The organism is Pseudarthrobacter sp. CC12 (assembly GCF_039907755.1).
In the GTDB taxonomy this organism is placed as follows: Bacteria; Actinomycetota; Actinomycetes; order Actinomycetales; family Micrococcaceae; genus Arthrobacter; species Arthrobacter niigatensis.
Map to the genome: position 1 here is coordinate 1 of NZ_JARDJH010000048.1, position 19,439 is coordinate 19,439.

General features: G+C 61.3%; 17 protein-coding genes. 11 read left to right on the forward strand and 6 right to left on the reverse strand.

The features are described 5' to 3' along the window. Positions 1-446 precede the first annotated feature (446 nt). Positions 447-1,490, reverse strand: coding sequence for a hypothetical protein (locus PV772_RS20975; protein ID WP_347887439.1), 1,044 nt, complete (start codon positions 1,488-1,490; stop codon positions 447-449). A 606-nt stretch (positions 1,491-2,096) separates the two neighbouring features. On the opposite strand from PV772_RS20975, the gene PV772_RS20980 reads away from it, so the two are divergent. From PV772_RS20980 to PV772_RS20995, 4 genes are all read left to right on the forward strand, one after another. Then, on the forward strand, positions 2,097-3,602 hold the full coding sequence (locus PV772_RS20980; RefSeq protein ID WP_347887440.1) for a polysaccharide biosynthesis tyrosine autokinase: 1,506 nt from the start codon (positions 2,097-2,099) through the stop codon (positions 3,600-3,602). 614 nt (positions 3,603-4,216) lie between these two features. After that, positions 4,217-4,651, forward strand: coding sequence for a hypothetical protein (locus PV772_RS20985; protein WP_347887441.1), 435 nt, complete (start codon positions 4,217-4,219; stop codon positions 4,649-4,651). A gap of 190 nt (positions 4,652-4,841) precedes the next feature. Next, on the forward strand, positions 4,842-5,669 hold the full coding sequence (locus PV772_RS20990; protein WP_347887442.1) for an MBL fold metallo-hydrolase: 828 nt from the start codon (positions 4,842-4,844) through the stop codon (positions 5,667-5,669). 373 nt (positions 5,670-6,042) lie between these two features. Beyond that, entirely contained in the window at positions 6,043-6,213 is a 171-nt protein-coding gene (locus tag PV772_RS20995; RefSeq protein WP_347887443.1) for a hypothetical protein, read from the forward strand. Between the two features lie 320 nt (positions 6,214-6,533). Here PV772_RS20995 and PV772_RS21000 read toward each other — a convergent pair whose 3' ends face one another. Then, positions 6,534-6,779 carry a hypothetical protein gene (locus PV772_RS21000; protein ID WP_347887444.1) on the reverse strand — a complete coding sequence of 82 codons (246 nt, stop codon included), beginning with the start codon at positions 6,777-6,779 and terminating at the stop codon, positions 6,534-6,536. Between the two features lie 25 nt (positions 6,780-6,804). Here PV772_RS21000 and PV772_RS21005 point away from each other — a divergent pair, with 25 nt between their 5' ends. Further along, positions 6,805-7,818, forward strand: coding sequence for a MinD/ParA family protein (locus PV772_RS21005; protein ID WP_347887445.1), 1,014 nt, complete (start codon positions 6,805-6,807; stop codon positions 7,816-7,818). 1,127 nt (positions 7,819-8,945) lie between these two features. On the opposite strand, the gene PV772_RS21010 is transcribed toward PV772_RS21005, so the two are convergent. Genes PV772_RS21010 through PV772_RS21025 form a run of 4 tightly spaced genes read right to left on the reverse strand, consistent with a single transcriptional unit; the run spans position 8,946 to position 12,784 of the window. Further along, the gene (locus PV772_RS21010) at positions 8,946-10,121 is read right to left on the reverse strand and encodes an alpha-hydroxy acid oxidase (RefSeq protein WP_347887446.1); all 1,176 of its coding nucleotides are present in this window, start codon (positions 10,119-10,121) and stop codon (positions 8,946-8,948) included. A gap of 23 nt (positions 10,122-10,144) precedes the next feature. Further along, positions 10,145-10,909, reverse strand: coding sequence for an amino acid ABC transporter ATP-binding protein (locus PV772_RS21015; RefSeq protein ID WP_141182268.1), 765 nt, complete (start codon positions 10,907-10,909; stop codon positions 10,145-10,147). Further along, on the reverse strand, positions 10,906-11,865 hold the full coding sequence (locus PV772_RS21020) for an amino acid ABC transporter permease (RefSeq protein ID WP_347887447.1): 960 nt from the start codon (positions 11,863-11,865) through the stop codon (positions 10,906-10,908). The genes PV772_RS21015 and PV772_RS21020 overlap by 4 nt, the downstream gene beginning before the upstream one ends. A gap of 4 nt (positions 11,866-11,869) precedes the next feature. Then, on the reverse strand, positions 11,870-12,784 hold the full coding sequence (locus PV772_RS21025; protein WP_347887448.1) for an ABC transporter substrate-binding protein: 915 nt from the start codon (positions 12,782-12,784) through the stop codon (positions 11,870-11,872). A gap of 220 nt (positions 12,785-13,004) precedes the next feature. Between PV772_RS21025 and PV772_RS21030 the strand changes: the two genes are divergently transcribed. From PV772_RS21030 to PV772_RS21055, 6 genes are all read left to right on the forward strand, one after another. After that, entirely contained in the window at positions 13,005-13,706 is a 702-nt protein-coding gene (locus PV772_RS21030) for a GntR family transcriptional regulator (RefSeq protein WP_347887449.1), read from the forward strand. A gap of 384 nt (positions 13,707-14,090) precedes the next feature. After that, a complete protein-coding gene (locus tag PV772_RS21035) occupies positions 14,091-14,444 on the forward strand; it encodes a hypothetical protein (RefSeq protein ID WP_141182263.1) in 354 nt (117 codons plus the stop codon). Between the two features lie 905 nt (positions 14,445-15,349). Further along, on the forward strand, positions 15,350-15,796 hold the full coding sequence (locus PV772_RS21040) for a GtrA family protein (RefSeq protein ID WP_347887450.1): 447 nt from the start codon (positions 15,350-15,352) through the stop codon (positions 15,794-15,796). A 146-nt stretch (positions 15,797-15,942) separates the two neighbouring features. Then, on the forward strand, positions 15,943-17,328 hold the full coding sequence (locus tag PV772_RS21045; RefSeq protein ID WP_347887451.1) for a hypothetical protein: 1,386 nt from the start codon (positions 15,943-15,945) through the stop codon (positions 17,326-17,328). Between the two features lie 140 nt (positions 17,329-17,468). After that, a complete protein-coding gene (locus PV772_RS21050; RefSeq protein WP_347887452.1) occupies positions 17,469-18,869 on the forward strand; it encodes a glutamate decarboxylase in 1,401 nt (466 codons plus the stop codon). Positions 18,870-19,018: 149 nt separating this feature from the next. Further along, positions 19,019-19,414, forward strand: a complete 396-nt coding sequence (locus PV772_RS21055) for an Hpt domain-containing protein (RefSeq protein ID WP_347887453.1) — start codon at positions 19,019-19,021, stop codon at positions 19,412-19,414. Positions 19,415-19,439 lie beyond the last annotated feature (25 nt).

Sequence of the window (19,439 nt, forward strand, 5' to 3'; positions counted from 1 at the left end):
AAGGGCCGGTACCAATTTCCCGGAACCCCAGTACCAACTACCCAGACCAGCAGTTCCAACAAAAGCTATCTGCCATCGTGTACATTTGAGCTCAAAATAGTATTCACGCTTCGAATCATGTCCGTGCTGTTCTGAGTTCCGGGATATAGCGCGAGGACGTAGCCATAGGCCAGGACCAGTTCGACTACGGCCCTGCGGTGGCTTTGGGGCATTAGGAGTGAGTGATAAATGCCGGAACATCCTGGATGGCAGGAAGCAGGCAGCCGGGTCCTCACCGGGCCGTTGGCCCCGACGCCAGAACCGCGGAAACCATAAGCCCCTTCTCCCACTGCAACTCGGGTTGGTCAAGCAGGGATTTGTCGCTGGACGAGCGACGCTGGCTCTAAGGGGACGAACTGCTACTTCTTGTCATCTGCCGGCTAATGCTTGTTGAGGTCGGCGTCGGCTTACGGTCTTAATCTGGCAAACTCTGCCACACCTCTATATTGAATTGCACGAGCAGTGTCGCGTGCAACCTTAAAGAGTGAATTCCGCGGGATACCGAGCTGCTTTCGGCACTGAATTATCCAGTGCGAATAATCCATTTCAAGAATGGGCTGGTGAGTCTTTGGGGCGAGCCTATATAGACGCCGGATTCCGTACTTTTTTTCGGCTGGCACATGCCAAAGAGTTAGTTCAACATCTTCGGTGGTAACATTCTGATATTTGAACGGCTGAGTCCACAGCCTCCGCACATAGGAGTTCATCCCTCCTGGTGACACACCCAGCACAGCATACGCGACACTCAGCAAGTGTGCTTCTTCAAACTGAATACTGTTGTCCGCTTCATGCTGCTCCATTAGTACTGACCATATTGCATGAGATCGGGTGACAAGATCGGTGATTGAAGATCCGTTTCCCCCAACGAACTCACCTCCTGAGTAATCGAGACGGTCCTGTAGAACTAATCCGGCACTTTCGGCTAAAGAAGTCAGGGACTCAAGGGACATTCCGTTTACTTGCTTCGAAGGCGCATATCCAACGGTATAAGTAGATGTTCCTCGCTCTTGTAACGTGTTCCACATGCTTGAGGTTGATTGGGTGGACCACACGATATCGCTATCTAGAACGACCCATGCATCACTTCGGCGTACTTTTTTCTCAAGGTCGGATAGAACGTCTAACACGAAGAACTGGTTCTGCCATGATTGAGCGAAAGAATCGGGCGGTCGGTGCCCGTAATCAATGACCTCGACGTTGACATTTAGCTGCTGTAACAGGAGCCAGACCTCCGCCCCCACTTTGCTGCTGTGTCTATCCCAAGGAGTATTAAGGTAGAGAACTAACTCGGCATCAGGATTTGCCTTCCGAGCCGACAGGAAAAACACTCCGACGCACCGACGGTAAACGTCCCTGAATTTCTCTGTAGACGAGTCCCCACGTACCTGGGCGTACCTACCGCCCTCTCTCTTTGATTGCGTATAAAACCACGTAGACACCCAGTTAGTCATGGATCAAGTCTAGTTGGTTCGCGGCTTCACTGCAGATGTATCCGGCCCCCTCCTGGGTTATACGGTTCGGCATCGGATATCTCAACTAACGATGACCGTGCCAGCAACATGCAGAGAGCAGTCGCCGCCTTCGATGTATTTTCCTTATATGGGGGGACGCAACTAGGTTGGTAACTTATGCAGGAACCGCGCTATCAGCGAGTTCAGGTCGGCCTACCCTGGCCCTCAGGACACACAGTCACTTATGAAGCGAACCGTGGAGCATTGTTACTAAACGTCGTCCCCTCCCTAGCACTAAGATTCCCACTCCAGGTACCCGGACATAGCAGTCTCCAGTAACCAGCCTGCTCCAACTGCAAGCCTTCACGGGGTCGACACTGCCAAAGGCATGTCTCAAATGTCGGGACCCTCGTGGAGAGGTGGTCACCTACCGACCAATTAATATGTAGCCAACGCTTCCTGAAGGCTCGGCGTGCTTCGGAGGCAGCAGGCTTCGTTCGCGTGCCAGCTAGCTGGTGACAGTACAATGAGCAGGACCGCACGAATATCGCTGTTCTGTTGCCAGCCACTCGGCGGCCGCAGCGAACGAAACAGGGGGACCCCGGCTTGGACTTACGTGACTACTTCCGAATCCTACGCCGCAGCTGGATTTTAGTTGTTTCAGTGTCCCTTGCGGGCGTTCTAATCGGGGGCAGTGCCTCTGTCCTGACTAAGCCTTCGTATACGGCGGAAACGCAACTTTTTGTCGCTATTCAAGGATCGGGATCGATTCAGGAGCTGCAGCAAGGAAACACTTTTAGCCAAGCGCGTGTTCAGTCTTACGTGAAAACGGTCGACTCGCCGATTGTCTTGCAACCCGCGATAGACGCTTTGGGCCTAACAGTCACGCCCGAGGAGTTATCTGGGAGAGTAACGGCGAGCACCGATCCCAATACTGTACTGATAAACATCTCTGTATCCGATAGTTCGCCGGTCCAGTCCGCGGCCCTGGCACAGGCGGTTGCCTCAAGCCTCATCAAGGCTGTGGATCATTTGGAGCAGCCCAAAGCCGGCGGTACTTCGCCGGTTAGCCTGTCCATCATTAAACCTGCCAGCGCACCAACTAGTCCCTCTGCGCCGAATACGCGCCTTAACCTCCTTCTGGGGCTTTTGGCGGGACTTGCATTAGGCATCGGAGGAGCCATTCTAAGAGCTGCAATGGACAACCGCATCCGTGGGGAAGCAGACTTGCGCAGGGTAACCGATGCCCCCCTCCTCGGGGGCATTGCCTTTGACCATGACGCCACAAAAAAGCCGCTTCTTACGCAAGCGGCACCACAAAGTCCTCGCGCCGAATCATTTCGTCAACTTCGGACGAATCTCCAGTTCGCTAATTTTTCCGGCCGAGCCCAGACTGTACTTATCACGTCATCATTACCAGGCGAGGGCAAGAGCACAACTGCCACTAACTTGGCTATTGCAGTAGCTCAAGCAGGACAATCGGTTTGTTTGATAGATGCCGATTTGCGCCGGCCGATGGTCAGTGAATACTTGGGTCTGGATCGAAATGTCGGACTGACTACATTGCTCGTGGGAGAGGCGGATGTAAACGACGTACTACAGCCTTGGGGGAGTGATAATCTCTTCGTTCTTACGTCGGGTCGAATCCCACCTAATCCGAGCGAATTGCTCGGCTCGGCGCCCATGAAGCAACTTATTGCGCGCTTGGAACAATCGTTCGACATGATCATCATAGATGCCCCGCCTCTGCTCCCCGTTACAGATGCTGCCGTCCTCTCGCAGCATGTCGGTGGAATCATCGTTGTGGCAGGATCGCAGAAACTGCGAGCACAAGACCTCCAAAAGTCTTTGACGATGCTGGAAATGGTTGATGCTTCCGTGCTGGGAATCGTATTGAATAGAATCCCGATCAAGGGCCCGGATGCCTATGCATATGGATATTACAGTTATGGATCATCTTCCAGTATCGAAGACGTTCAGTATGGGGCCCGTAGAACACCTAAGTCTCAGTCACTGTATGGAGCCAGTGACGGAGATAGTGACTTTGACAGGATTTTGAAGGATGAACGGGGTAGGCGGGCTGTAGTGCACCCCCGGTCGCATCGAGACTGAACAGCCTAATCAACCTGCTGGTTTCCAGTCGGCCCTTACGAACCAAGGCCGCGGGGCGGGCCGTGACGAGGTCGGACCCGAAGCTTGTTTATAGTGCCTCCGCCTTGGGGTGCGGTCCTCTGAGCCTACGTGAATGCGTATTTTTGCATTACGACCGCTGTAATGTTAATTTCACATCTCGTGCTACCGGCGACGGCAGCGGACGAAACGATTGGGCGGGCTTGGGCTCATTCGGATACCTGCCCGCCCAGCTGAGATGGTAAGTCTGGCTCCCGACTTGGAACCCTTCAGAAGTTGGATGACGTAGGTGCGGGTGCCATGAGGGATTATTTGGTTGTGGCCCGGAACTAATTGGCGCCCGCCTTCAAACACGAAGTCCTCGGGACTCAATCCTTAGCCAAATGGAGGAAGGCTCCATCCGGGCGGCCGGTTGACACGTCCGTTATCAGCTGCGACCAGGCGTTTCTCGACTCTGTCATATTGCAACCGAAGGATACGAAAGGTCGGGGCGACTGATTGTGGTGTTGGATTCGCGGGGAACACGGAGCTAATAGGAACATCGCCGGCGCAGATGTTGGTATTTCTTATGGCGCCCACGCCCTAAGATTACGGCCATGGGTCTTATCACAAAGCTGCTGCCATTTCGGAACACTCCTGGTCTTCGTCGTATAGTCCGCGAGGTCTTCTACCTTTACGGCTGTGACATTCCGCCTCAGGTCAAGTTCGGCAAGAATGTCGAGATAGTTCATCGCGGCATAGGCCTCGTGATCTACCCGAAAGTGTCCATTGGAGACAACGTGACGATATACCACGGGGTAACAATTGGACGTGCTATCCGTTCGGGGGAGATCGGGGAGACAGTGATTGGTGACGGTGCCATATTGTCCACGGGGGCTGTGATCATGATCGGGCCTGAGGGGCGGAAGATCGGTGCAGGCGCGATTATCGGCGCAAATGCCGTTGTCACTAAGGACGTTCCTGCGGGCGAGGTCTGGGGTGGTGTTCCGGCCCGGCAGCTCGAGAATCATCGCCCCATTTCCGCTGTCTAGTTTGGACCACGAACGCCTCAGTAGCTAGTTCCCGTAGCAGTCGGACTTGCAGAGAGGCGATGTCGTGCATGGAATTTGCATGCCGTCTGTTCACTGGGCCGAGCCCCCGCCTGTCGGTTTCTTGGAGATCCCCGTGGGTACAATCGAGGCCAGAGGGAATCCAATTGCTCGCCGGAGGTATGCAGAATCAATGTTGAAATGGCTCGAAGTCGGTACGGACAACTACTTACTGGTTACAGAGGGGTCTTTGCTTAATACGGGCCTGATCGTCGGGTCTGAACGTGCCATGGTCATTGACACCGGGTGCGGTCCACGCCAAGGGCGTCTGATCCTGAATGCGGTCCGGGAAAAGACGACACTGCCCCTCGTCGTCGTCAATTCCCACGCCCACTACGACCACTTCTTCGGCAACGCTGTGTTTGCCGAAGCTGGCGCAACTGAGTTCTGGGCGCACCAGAACTGCGCCCATGAGATCGACCAGCGGGGGGACCTGCAACGCCGGCACGTTGCAACGCTGGAGCCGGAGATGTCCGCCGGGGAGGGTAAGAACGTTGAACTCGTGGCACCCAACGCCATCGTCAAAGACCAACCGGTCCTGGTGGATCTTGGCGGCTTGACTGTAACCCTGTTCTACCTTGGCCGCGGTCACACGGATGGCGACCTCTTGGTGGGCACCCCAACCACTCTGTACGTTGGCGACTTGGTGGAGAAGGGTGCTCACCCGTCGTTCGAAGACTCCTACCCGGAGGAGTGGGCCGATGTGCTGCGGCACATCTCGGCACTCAGGCACCGGTACGAGTACTTGATACCAGGTCATGGGACGCCGTGTAGCGACCAGTTTGTCCAGACAATGGCCAACACCATGACTACTGCTGTCCGGCAGGCGCGCCAGTCCATTCGTGACACCCCTAACGACGCCACAAAAGCCATTCCTGTCCTGCCTTACGGGCCGGAGCAGTCCCGCTGGTTCATCAGACGATTGCAGGAGAACTGGCGCAGTAGCCAGAATGCGCCGTAACAAAAGGTCCGCTTTGACGGAGCGTGAGGCTACTTCTAGACCTTCTGAGCATGCGCAAGCATGCGGGAACCTGCGACGTTTAGTGCGGGCGGCAGGACGCCCGCAAACGGAGGCTACGGGTTCTGCCTTATGTGGAACTGGCCGTGCTCGCCGCAGCTACCCGCTGTCGTAGTTCTGATGGCTATCGACCGCTGAAGCGACATTCCGGGTCGTTGTTCTCCAGCGCGAACGGACATGCTGAGCAAACCAGAGCTTGGTTCCCGCACCCGGTCAACGCCCACTGGCCAAACTTCGGTGTTCAAGCTCATTGACGTGACTTGTCAATCGTTCTGTCACATGCTTAGGTCATAAGCAGTAAGGATGCTTATGACCAATGGAGATTGATGTGGCCTTAACTGACTACGCCCTTGCGCTGAGTGTGCTGCTGGGCACTCTACTGATTCCCTTTGCCGTTCTGTACCAGATGCTGCGGCTTAAGCGTCGCGCAGTCCGCATCCCCGTCCGGGTCACACCCGTATTAGCGCCCGAGGGTAAGCAACGCTGACCATGCCGTATGTGGATATCAACCCCCACAAAGCCCGACCTAAGTGGGTGGGCTATGCCATCCTTGCCGTTCTCCTAGTGATCACTGCAGCCGTGGTCTCAGCCGCGCTCATTCACCACTGACCAGCGGATACTGGGCAGGACCTCCTGCCAGACCCCCTAGACTTACTGATTGAACCAGTGCCGCAGAACCGTTTGCCGAAACGTCGGGGGGACAGACATGCCAGATCCGGCTGATCAAACTGCAGGCGCCCCAGCAGAAGATGCAGGGCAGCCACAGCTGCGCCGACGCCGCGACCTTCGTCGTGCCGGCGGCTCAGTTCAGGATGCCTGGACAGGAACCATGCCAACCGTAACGCCCCCTTCCAACCCGAACGACGCCGGGAAGCCGGTCATGCGCCGCAGCTCCTGGGCGGAGGCAGCCGCGGCAGCCGACGCCACCAAGCCGTCACGCGCACCTTCGGCTTCGCCTGCTGGGCCAGTGTCTCCTGCCTCTTCTGTGACTCCTGCTCCCGGGCGGCCTGCTGCTGCGCCGAATGCCTCAGTGCCTCCTGCTGGTTCCGGCATTGGTGACCTGGATTCTTATGCTGCCGTGCCGCCGTCGAACGCTCCTGCCGAAGTGCCCTCCTTCCGCCGGAGCCGGCCCACCGTGGCCGACACGATTGCAGAGGCACCCATGCCGGACTTCATCAGCTCGCCCGGTCTTTTCGTCAAGGAACAGAAGCCTCGGCCCGTCGGCGGCTTCCGCGGTGCGTTGTACAACCTGACCGGCGGCGCGTGGAATCTTGGGCCGGGACCCAGGCAGCGCAAGGAGGAAGAACTGGGGCGCCGCATATCCCGACAGCTCCAGGGCAGTTACAACACCGCGATCCTGAGCCTCAAGGGCGGCATCGGCAAGACCTCCACCACCGTGGGTGTGGGACTCACCCTGGCTGAATACCGCGGCGATGCGCCCTGTGCCATCGACGCCAACCCTGACTCAGGCGACTTGGTGGAACGCGCGCTGGGAGAGGGGATTTACCAGCAGTCTTCGCCACGAACCATAACGGATCTGTTGGAGAACATCGACTCCATTGACTCGCTGACCTCGCTTGCCCGGTTTATGCACCACGCCGGAAGGTTGCACCTGATTGCGGGGGAGCAGGACCCGGAGGTCTCGGACTCGCTGACGGCGGAGGAGTACCGCCGGATCCGCAGGCTCATCTCAAGCTACTACTCGGTGGTGTTAACCGACTGCGGCACTGGAGTAACGCATAACGCCATGAGTGGGATCTTGCAGTCCGCCGACAACCTCGTCATCGCTGCCGGCTACGCAGTGTCGGGCGCTAAGCGCGCCCGCAGCACCCTGCACTGGCTGGCCAGCCACGGGTATGAGGACCTGGCCCGCAACGCGATCGTGGTCATTACGGATAAGGACGAGGTGTCCTCCCGCGTGGACAAGACCGCCATCGAGGAGCATTTGGCCGGTATCTGCCGAGAGCTTATTGCGGTGCCGCACGACCGCGGCGTTGCCGACGGCGACCTGGTAACACTGGATGTGCTCAAGCCCGAGACACGGCGGGCTTACAAGGAGATCGCTGCTGCCATAGTGGATGGGTACCGATAGCAAGAACTCGGCTTCGCATCGGGTCGAGTTGCCTCCTGAGGTTACCGACGTCAGGCCCTTCGTGCTGATGGCAGGTAGCGGTCTAGATAAAGACAGGTACTTCATACGGGTAACGGCGCCCAATCTTGCCAATAGCCTGCATGCATGTTGCGGACCGTGATTCGAATGATAGGGCTGGGGCCTAAGTGCCGGTTTTGCGGAGTGGCGCTCCGGCGTACCCCTCCTCCCGTGTTTTGTTCTCGGGCCTGTCTAGAGAGTTGGCAGTATCGGCGCGAGCACTTTCCCCAGGGGCTCAAGGTTCCCGGCTACCGTGACTTTTTACGGCTCGCCGGAAGAAGCTCTTCGGACTAGCATCCTGATCGGGATGTATGCGCACTGTCAACAACACAAGCATAATTTCGTACCCTAGCGCCGGTTTCCGCCAGTGGCACTAACCGGGTCAGTATGCGAATCGTGGCACCACAAACATCTTGTCCTGCGGACTCGTACCTCATCAATTAGCGCCTCGCGCACCGGGTGCGTGCGGCAGCCGCGCCTACGGCTACCCGGTGCAGCCCTTCCTTAGAGTCGTTTCACGACAGGAGGGGTGGATAGAGCAGAGCAGGAAACAGTATGTTCCGAACGAGTTGCGGTCACGGCTGGTGGGCCTGCGGATGTATTCAGTCGAGTTCGTGCTCAACGACTACGTCCAGCTGCGGTTCGACAGTGACTCCGTGCCCGGCCCTGTGGCCTTGAACTGCTACGTGTGGCCCATCCTTCACCAGGATGGCCGTTCGTGGCGTGAACCGGAGCCTGGCTACGCCGATGCCCTCCGCCGGCTGAGCCCCGGCGCTGTCACCGCCACCAGCGAATCCACGGGTAATGGATCCGCATCAACACAGGTGCCCTGGTTATCCACCCCGCCAAAGAAGAGATCTTCGTCGAGATCGCCGAACTCAGTGGGTTCCCGGACGGACGCTGGAGGACCTAGCGCCCGGGCGAGGACAGCTTCGAAGACCTGGTCTGAAGGTGAACCAACGCGGAAAGGCGCTGGCCGCCGTCGTACTTCCTAGTTTTGCCAAACAGAAGATGCCCGCCCCTGAACGGGGCGGGCATCTTCTTTATAACGGGCGGCAGTGGCAGATGACTTACACGAGCACACTCTCAGCCGGCGCCGCCTGTGCCTGCCGAGCAAAGATGCTGCTGTCCAGGTCGGCAACGGATGACTTGCCCACGAACCCCATGGCCCCCTTGAGCTCGTCCTGGAGGATTCCGAACACCCGGTTCACCGCCGGCTCCCCGCCAGTGGCAAGGGCGTAGGCGAATGGGCGCCCGGCCAGTGCTGCCTTGGCTCCCAGCGCCACTGCCTTGACGATGTCGTGCCCGCGCCGGATGCCGCCGTCGAGGTAGATCTCCGCCCGGCCGCCCACCGCGTCCACGATGGACGGCAGCACGTCGATGGTGGCGGGCTGGGAGTCGAACTGCCGGCCGCCGTGGTTGGAGACGAAGATGCCGTCCGCGCCCTCGTCCACGGCCCGGGCCGCGTCCTCGGCGTCCATGATGCCCTTGATCACCAGGTTGCCCTTCCACTCGGAGCGGAGCCTGGCGAAGTCCTCCCAGGTGGCGCCCGGGTTCTTGTTGGTCGCCATCCAGTTGTTCATCTCGTCCATGCGCAGCGGGCGGCCGTTGATCTGGTAGTTCCCGTAGGTCATCTTCCGGCCGGTGAGCCAGCGCCACAGCCAGGCCGGGCGGGTGGCGGCATTGAAGTAGTCCGCCACCGGCGGGCGCGGCGGCATGGACAGTCCGTGGTGCAGGTCCCGTTCCCGCTTGCTCGATGAACCCACGTCACCTGCCACCACCAGGGTCTCCACCCCCACGGCCCGGGCCCGGTTCACGTAGCTGGCAGTCTCCAGCGGGTCCTTCCAGAACGCGATCTGCGCCCACAGGTTGTTGGGCGCCACCTTGGCCACCTCCTCCAGCGAGCAGCCGGCCCACGCGCTGTGGATGAAGATGGACCCGGCCCGTACCGCGGCCCTGGCAACGGCAGGATCCGAACCCGGGTGGAAGATGGTGAGCATGCCCATCGGCGCCACCATCAGCGGCATCGCCAGGTCATGGCCCAGAACCGTGGCGGACGTGTCCAGGCCCCGGAGGTCCACCATTGACCGCTGGCGGAGCATCAGGGCATCGAACCGGTCCTCGTTGGCGCGCATGGTGGTCTCGTCCAGCGCGCCGCCCTCCAGGTAGTCCGAAATCATCCTGGGAAGCTGTTTCCGGGACGCTTTGCGGTAGTCATCGATGCTGACAATCCATTTGTTTCTCAAGGGTCCTGCTCCAATGCTTTGGGCTAGATGACTTTCGCCAGGAATTGTTTGGTGCGTTCATGCCGGGGTTCGCGCAGGACCGTCCGGGGGTCGCCCTGCTCCACGATGCCGCCGCCGTCCATGAAGATGAGGTGGTCGCCCACTTCGCGGGCGAAGCCGATCTCATGGGTGACCACGATCATGGTCATGCCGCCGTCCGCGAGTTTGCGCATCACGTCCAGGACCTCGCCCACCAGCTCCGGGTCCAGGGCCGACGTGGGCTCGTCGAACAGCATCAGCCGCGGCTCCATGGCCAGTGCCCTGGCGATGGCCACGCGCTGCTGCTGTCCACCGGACAGGGACGCCGGGTATGCGTGGACCTTTTCGGACAGGCCCACCCGCTCCAGGAGGACCCGGGCCCGGTCCTGGACGGCCTTCCGGTTCTCCTTCTTCACCCGGACCGGCGCCTCGCAGATGTTCTCCAGCACCGTCATGTGGGGAAAGAGGTTGAAGCTCTGGAAGACCATGCCGATGTTCTCGCGCATCCTCGCCGCCTCGGCGTTGTTCTGCGCGTGCAGCCGGCCTTTCCTGACCTTCACGCCAACCGGCTGTCCCTCCACGAGGATGTACCCGCCGTCGAGCGTTTCCAGCTGGTTGATGCAGCGCAGGAACGTCGACTTGCCGGAACCTGACGGCCCGATGATGCAGGTGACGCTGCCCTTGGGGACGGTGAGGTCGATGCCTTTTAGGACTTCCAGGTCGCCGAAGCTCTTGGTGACGCCCTGGGCCTCGATCATCACTGTGCTCATGGCTGGACCTCCTTTGGGGTGATGCCGGGGCTTACCGGTTTGGCTTTGCGGCGCCGGATGCCGCGGCCCGGCGTGATGCCGCCGCGGTTGAAATGCCGCTCAATGAAGTACTGCCCCAGGCTTAGGATGCTGGTCACCAGCAGGTACCACATGCTCGCGGCAATGAGCAGCGGGATGGTCTTGAAGTTGGCGCTGTACACCAGCTGCGCGGAGTACAGCAGTTCGGGGAAGGCCAGGACGCTCACCAGGGAGGTGGTCTTCAGCATGGAAATGGTCTGGTTGCCGGTGGGCGGGATGATGATCTTCATCGCCTGGGGCAGCACAACCCGGGACAGGATGGCGAACCGCCGCATGCCCAGGGCCGTGGCCGCCTCCGTCTGCCCGCGGTTCACGCTCAGGAGCCCTGCCCTGACGATTTCCGACATGTAGGCGCCTTCATTCAGGCCCAGGCCCAGGATGGCCGCCATGAACGGGGTGATCAGCACGTTGGCGTCCACCGAGAAGAACTCCGGCCCGAACGGAATGCCCACCGCGATGCGCGGGTAGATGGCGGCGATGAAGCCCCAGAAAAGCAGCTGGACAAAGACCGGCACCCCGCGGAACAGCCACACCAAGAACGCGGCGGTCCCGGCCACAATGGCGTTGGGCGCCAGCCGGGCAAGCGCCAGCAGGACGCCGACGACGATTCCCACGGCCATGGAGATGGCCGTCAGTCCCAGCGTGCGCAGGAGCCCGGTGAACAGCCGCTCCGAGGTGAACCAGCCGAAGACGATGTTCCACTCGAAGCGCGGGTTGGTGACCAGGGAGTAGCCCACCAGGAAGATCGCAACCAGGACGATCGCCGCCGTGAGCCACAACCCTCCGTGGCGCTGGTGCGGACGTCCCATCAGGAGCTGCCGGTCCAGGCCGTCGCCGGCCGGTGCCTTGGCGTCGGGTTCCGTGGCTGTGTTGGCCATGGGGCTACTGCGCTTTGTTGAAGGCGAAGTCAGAGATTGCACCGCTGCCTACACCCCACTTGTCCAGGATCTCCTTGTACTTGCCGCTCTTGGCCAGCGACTCCATGCCCAGCTCGATGGCCTTTTCCATGCCAGCGCCCTTCTTGAAGCCGATGCTGACGGGGGAGACGTCCTTCTCGCCGAGCAGTTCAATCTGGCCGCCCTGCTTGATGGCGTAGCCAAGGGTGGGTCCGTCGATGTAGACGGCGTCAATGCGGCCTGCGGTCAGGGCCAGGTTGGGGGCCTGCATGTCCGGGTAGGTCATCGCTTCAATGGCCGGGTTGCCGGCGTCTGTGCAGGCCTTGGACAGGGCGGGCAGCCGCTTGAGGTCCTGGAAGGAACCCTTCAGCACGCCCACGCGCTTGCCGCAAAGGGTATCGATCGTGAGCTTCTGCGGGTTGCCCGGGGCCACGCCGATGCCGCTGCCGGACTGGTAGTAGTCCACGAAGTCGAGGACCTTCATGCGCTCGGTGGAGGGGGACATCTGGGAGATGGCCATGTCGAACTTCCCGGCGGAAATGCCGGGGATGATGCCGTCAAACGGTCCGCTCTTGACCTCCGTCTTCAGGCCCAGCGTCTGGCCCAGGGCCATGGCGATCTCGGGGTCAATGCCCTGGATGGTGGTGCCGTCCGCGGCCATGAAGTGCAGGGGAGGGGAGCTCTGGCTCATGGTGACGGTCAGGGTTCCCTTGTCCTTTGCGTCCTTGGGGAGCGCTGCCGCGGCGGCTTCGTCGACTTTGACGGCCTCTGCGGAGCTGGAGGGTTTGGGGGCATCGGACTGGGCGGAAGAGGACATCCCGGGGTTGGAGCACCCGGAGAGAAGGAGGCTCGCCATGGATACTGCGGCCGCGGTCACCAACATCGATCGAAACTGAATCATCTATACGCCTTCGGAGTTGGGGGAGGAGGGGCTGGGGGCCTTGGCCCTCCAACCCCTGAAGGGCAACAGCTGCTGTGGTACAGATCACTTCGCTGTCCGGTATCATGTACCGTACATCATGCACGATTTTCCGCCAACACCTTTTTCGCGGTCATTGTTTTGTGACGGAGGCGCCTCTGGTGCTGCCTTCGTTGACCGATACTTCGCATAGGATTCCGAAATGAACGCCGCTTCGCCTGAAGAAGAAGTACTCATCCCCGGCCGGCCCATGCTGGTTGACCAGGTGTTCGAGGCCATCCTGTCCCTGTTGCTGGATGACAAGATCTCCACGGGCTCGCCGCTGAGCATCGACGGGCTGGCCAAGCGCTTCAAGGTGTCCTCCACGCCGGTCCGGGAAGCCCTGGCGCGTCTGGAAACCACCGGCATGGTCCGGCGCGAAGCCCTGCGTGGTTACAAGGTGGCCCCCGAACCGACAGCCAGCGACGTCGCGGCGCTCCTGACATCCCGGCAGATCCTGGAGCCTGCGTGCACCAGCATTGCCTGCACCAACTCCACCGAGGAGCTGGTGGCGGACCTGGAAAAGTTCCACCGCGACCTTGAGGCGTCCCGCCACGGGGGCGACACCTTCGCGGGCTACCGGGCCTACTGGCAGGCGGACGAAAACTTCCACCGGCGCATCGTGGAGGCCACCGACAACGAATTCCTGCTCCGCGCCTACGGCTCCATCGAGGGGCACATCCAGCGGTTCCGGCTCATGGTGCACAACGACATGAGCGGCGACCACACGGTGCAGGAGCACCAGGCCATCATCGATGCCTTCAAGGCCGGGGATCCTGCGGCGGCGACGGCAGCGATGAACAGCCACATCGAGGGGATCAGGAGCCGCTCGCTCAGCCTGCAGAAGTTCGGGCAGCAGGGCTGAGAAGGTAGGTCAAGGCCCGGGCACCTGAAGCCGGTCCATGCACTCTGACCTGCATGAACACCGACAGCGCCGCCCTGCTGGCAGGTATCCGGCCTGGAAAATTCAAGTATCGGTTACTGGTCAAATTTGGCGGGCAGGCGCCTAGCCTTCATCCATGCTGAAGACCGTGTTTAGGATTTTTCGACCTGAGCCAAAATGCAGGTTTTGCGGCCAGGTGCTTCCGCACACTCCCTCTGCGGAATTTTGCTCCCGTGACTGTTACGACAGGTACCACTACCTCAACGGCGCTTCCGGCTCCGGGCAATAGCCACGCTTCGTGGCGAAGGGCCGGTCTTGGGCGCTGCCGGACGGAAAGCTGGTGCCGGCTGGGATTATGCTCGAACCATGGCGATGCAAGATTCCCCGGCCAAGACCATCAAGGTCCGCGACAAAGGACCGTGGCGGCGGCGGATGTGGATGTGGATTGTTGCTGCCGGGCTGGACGTGTACATCCTGGGTTTCGTCATCGGACTGCAGCCATCGGGTCCCCTCTGCGGCAGCCCGCTGCTGCGCGAGAGCCATGCGGCTGAACTGATAGGCCTGCAAAAGGCCGGCATCGGCGCGGCCGCTGTTTGCTACAAAAACATCGACGCGGACTCCGTCCCCGTCTGGACCCTCATGGCCGTCGGAGTCTTTCTCGTCATGGCAGGAGTTGCCGTCCGGATCGTCAGCATCCGGCGTTCCGCCAGTTTGGACTGAGCCGAACGGGCAGACGCGGCAGCGCCTATGCGGGGTGTGCGCTGCGCGAAACGCGGGCGTAAAAAAATCGTCAAGGTTTCCGGCCTGAGGCCCCAATCCCGGTTGGGCCGTCCCGCCCCGGGGGTACCTTGGATGCAGTGCCGCCGCCTCATCATCCCCCAAATTTGAGGCGGCGGCACCTTTTTGTGCCGCGGAGCGTGCCGGCACCGCATCCGTGCCAGACGGGTACGCGCGCAATACCCCACTGCAAGCAAGTACTTGCCGTAACAATTTCCACTTTTTGCCTCACCCTGACTTCAGCCCGATAACAGGTGGCGGTCCACGGGGGTGGCTACTTACATGCTGGACAAAGTCTCGCGGCAGGGCTCCTCCGAATAGGGTCGCGGGTCCGTAAACCCCGGAATTCCGGGCCGAACATTATCTCGGCCTTCCACATTGCGCCCTCACGATTGTGAGCGTTCGCCCAAGTGCCGTCCGCGCTGCGGGACGGTAACAGGATCGGTGCGGGTAGTTGGGGGTGAACCAAGAGTCCATTGTCCAAAAAAACAGGTACACGGGTCGGTTGTCGCCACCACCTTCGCCCTGAACCCTAGGGGTCACTGCTTCTTTCGTTTGGCTGGGGCCGAAAACCGGAGTGGTGAATTGGTGCCCGCTGAGGTGGGACATGGACATCAAGGAACTTGACTTTGAGTAATCCGATTAAGACGCCGTGGCTCCGAAAAGTTTCGGCTGCCCTACCCGCCGCCCGCGCCTATCGTCCGCAGGTCCTAATTGAGAGCCCCGTTACAGGTGCCTGGCACCGCATCATCCCTACCCTCCTTCCGACGCCGCAACCCGTTGTGAACGCGCCCGTAGGATTGCGCCCAATAGCCAGCCGCCCCTGCACTCCGGAGGGCAAGGTTCTCGTGGTAGACGCCCTCCAGCTTCGGCGGCTTGCCAAGTTCGCCGCAGTGGGAGTCAGCGGGCTCGCAGTCAACCTGTTGGCATTGGTCATACTGCTGGCTGTCCCGTTTGACAGCCTGGCGGTCGGTGGGGAAGTGATCAGCGCGGTCATTTCCACCCAAGTGGCAATCGCATGGAACTTCCTCCTGACCGAACGCTGGGTATTCAGGCGGGGCAAGCAAGGACGGGCACTTCGGCTTCTGCCGTTCTGGGCGCTTAGCTGCGCTGCGTTGCTTGCCCAGCTTCCCATCGCTGGCGTCCTGCAGGCGTCCGTCGGGAATTCTTACGTGATCGCCACGGCAGCGGCCATCGGCATCCTCATGGTGGGAAGGTTCCTCGTCTGCGACCACTGGTTGTACCGCCGTCGGGCCACCCACCGGTGTGCAGCAACGGCCCCAGATGCTTCCTGAACACCGTGCGGATGCCTAAAGCCCCACCCGGCCGGTCACCGCAGCGCCGGAGGCCGGTCCGGGTTCCACTTCTAAGCATTGTGCTCGGAGCGCTCCTCGTTCCCGTCTTGGTCGCCGGACACACGGCGAACCCCACGCCGCCATCCGTGCCAGGGCCATCGCTACCGGAGGTAAACGCGTCAATCGCGCTGGCTGAGGGTTACCTCGACGGGTTATATAAACGGCTCCCGGATGACCAAGCGGTCCAAAGCGAGACCTACGGCTTACCCCTGCGTGTCTACTTCCCCGCGCAGGACCAATGGGTCCTGCTGGGAGAAGGCCGTGCCGGCGACTGCCTGCCGCAATGCTCTGGCGCTACATCCATCAAACCAGGTATCAGCAGCGAAACCACCGAAAGCTATACCGTCGGATTCACCGCCCCGTCACAACAGGAGACCTTCCGTGTCACTGTGGCGGTGGATTGGGCTGCGGCCCCGCAGCAGTTCAGCGTCACGCTGGAGGACCCGCAACTTGCGGGTTCCGGCGCCACCGCACAGCTGTGGCTCGGGAACGAACTCCTGGCCACTTACGACTCCGGAGGCAGTACGGCCCCGGTACATCGCACCTTCCCGACCACGGACCGCACCCTGCTCAGCAGCTTCCGCTACACCGTCCGCCACGCAACGCAGGAGGCTTATCTCTACGCTTCCCAACGAGGCGATGCCGTGCGTGCACGCCAGTTGGCTGGCTTCCTGCGGTCCAATGGTTTTCAACCGGGCCTCGATATTCGCGCCACGGTATTCGGCGCCGGTAAGGACCTCCCGGATGGGCTTCCCTTCGTAGCGTCCGGCGACGAGGACGTCTACGCCGACTGCGACCATGCGCTCCCAGAGAGACCCGGCTCCTACCCGTACAGCAGCAAGGTCTGTTTGATGGGGGTGGCGGCGTTCCTGTTGGCGGGACGGGGAGATGCGTTCCTGCAGTCCACCCAGGCACTCCAAACCCTGTCCAAATACGACGATCCGAACCATTCCTACCCCTTCCTGGTTTCGCTTGGCATGAACGGGGCCACCCCCGACGGGACAGCAACCCACCTTGAACAGCTATGGGACACCACCGGTTATGGCATCCCGTCCTGCACCCCCCTTGCGTGCGAAACCAGCCGCGTCTCCGGCCTACGGACGTTCCTCTTCGGGACTCTCGAAGCCAATCTCGGCTACCGGCATGGCCAGACGGCAAGGCAACGTTACGCAGACGCGGTCGCAGCAGGGGCAATTGCAGCCCAGGTCGGGGCCTCCGGCACGATAAGGACGGACGACGGCAAAACCTTGGTGCGTCCCGTACAAGCCGGCGCATTTCCGATCTTTTGGGACAGCAACCATCGGTTCGTCCCGACGACCGGGCTCACCCAAGTGGCCACCGACATGTTGTCAATGCCGCCAGAGTATGCAGGGGTGGCAGCGTCGAACTCCGAAACTACCCTCGACGGGTACGCGTTCCTGGTCAACTACCGCTGTGTGCGCTTCGCAGTCGGCTGCGTCGCACAACAATGACTTCGCTGCACTGGAAACACGCGCGCCCGCTTCCCTGAGTGCCGTTCCCAGCCGGTGCATGAATAATACGGAGTGCTGGCAACAGCGGAAGTGCAGCGGCAGGCACCTGCCTGCCGCGACGACGGGCGAAGGAAGCGGACATGACCAGGTCACACCGGAGCGAACGGCATGAACCCGAATCGAGCGTGGAGCTGAACCCCCTGTTCAGCCGGCCGGGGGAGTCCACCATCTTCCCGCGTTTCACCATCCCGGACGGCGAATCCCTGCCCGGCACCGCCTACCAGGTGGTCCACGACGAAGTGATGCTGGACGGCAACGCCCGCCTGAACCTGGCCACGTTCGTGGGGACCTGGATGGAGCGCGAAGCCTCCCAGCTGTACGCCGAAACGTTCGACAAGAACATGATCGACAAGGACGAGTACCCGCAGACGGCGCTGATCGAAACCCGGTGCTGGCGCATCCTCGCGGACCTGTGGAACGCCCCGGACCCGGCCGCCGCCGTCGGCACCTCCACCGTGGGTTCCTCCGAGGCGTGCATGCTCGGCGGGCTGGCGCTCAAGCGCCGGTGGCAACGCCGCCGTCGTGCCGCCAAGAAGCCCACCGACTCACCCAACATCGTCCTCAGCTCGGCCGTGCAGGTGTGCTGGGAAAAGTTCTGCAACTACTTCGAAGTGGAAGCCCGCTACGTGCCCGTGTCCGCCGAGCACCCCGCCCTGGACGGACACGGCCTGGAACGCTACGTGGATGAGAACACCATCGGCGTGGTGGCCATCATGGGCGTCACCTACACCGGCGCCTACGAAGCCGTGGAGCAGATCGCCGCCGCGCTGGACGCCATCCAGGCGGACACCGGGCTGGACATCCCCATCCACGTGGACGGCGCGTCCGGGGCCATGGTTGCCCCGTTCCTGCAGCCCGAGCTCGTGTGGGACTTCCGACTCCCCAGGGTGGCCTCCATCAACACCTCCGGGCACAAGTACGGGCTGGTGTACCCCGGCCTGGGCTGGATCGTGTGGCGGGACGCTGACGCCCTGCCCGAGGACCTGGTGTTCCACGTCAGCTACCTGGGCGGGGACATGCCCACCTTCGCCCTGAACTTCTCCCGGCCCGGCGCCCAGGTGCTGCTGCAGTACTACCTGTTCCTCCGGCTGGGCTTCGCCGGCTACCGGTCCGTGCAGGCAAGCTGCCGCGACGTGGCCCTCTACCTCTCCCACGAGATCGGCGCCATGGACGCCTTCACCCTCTGGAGCGACGGGTCCGACATCCCCGTCTTCGCCTGGCAGCTCACCGACGGCCACACCAGGAACTGGAACCTGCACCACCTCTCCGAGCGCCTCCGCATGAACGGCTGGCTGGTCCCGGCCTACCCGCTGCCGGACGGCCTCAGTGACATCACCGTGCAGCGGATCGTGGTCCGGAACGGGTTCACCCGCGACCTCGCCGCCAGCTTCCTGGCCGACCTCCAAAAGGAAGTGGCGTACCTGGATGCCCTGGCCGGGCCCATGCCGGAAGAGCAGCAGAAGGAAGCCTTCCACCACTAAGCGTCCTGCACCCGGAAACTTGAGTACCCCCTACTCGTGCGCCCTCCTACGCCCAGCGCGTAGCGTCGAACTTGGTTCGGAAACGTACTTGCAAGGGGGAGCATGTGTATGGAAGGGAAACCTTAGGCGCAAGGGGCGCTGCGGGAGCCGTGAACCAGGAGGAAAGCCCTAACCTGCCCGTGCTGGATGACTCCGTCCTGGCACTGTTGCGGGCCGAAACGGATTATGACGACGGCATCTGGAAGGTATTCGTCCGGGACTTCATCGATCAGATGCCGCCTAGAATCGAGAAGATCCGCAGCACCCTGACCAGCGGTGACGGCAGGGGCGCGATGGCAGCCGTTTTGAGTCTCCGGACGTCGGCGCAGATGGTGGGGGCCATGCAGCTGGCCGGGATTGCGCTTGACCTTGAGGAGGACCTCCGCCGCGCGGCCAGCGGATCCGATCCAGCCGGCGCGTTGCCGGGGCTCGCTGCGAAGTACCTTCGCAGGATTACCTACGCCGGCCAGCGGACCACGGACCAGCTGGAGTTGTTCATCGGATAGAAATTGGCAGTCACATGTTTCCATC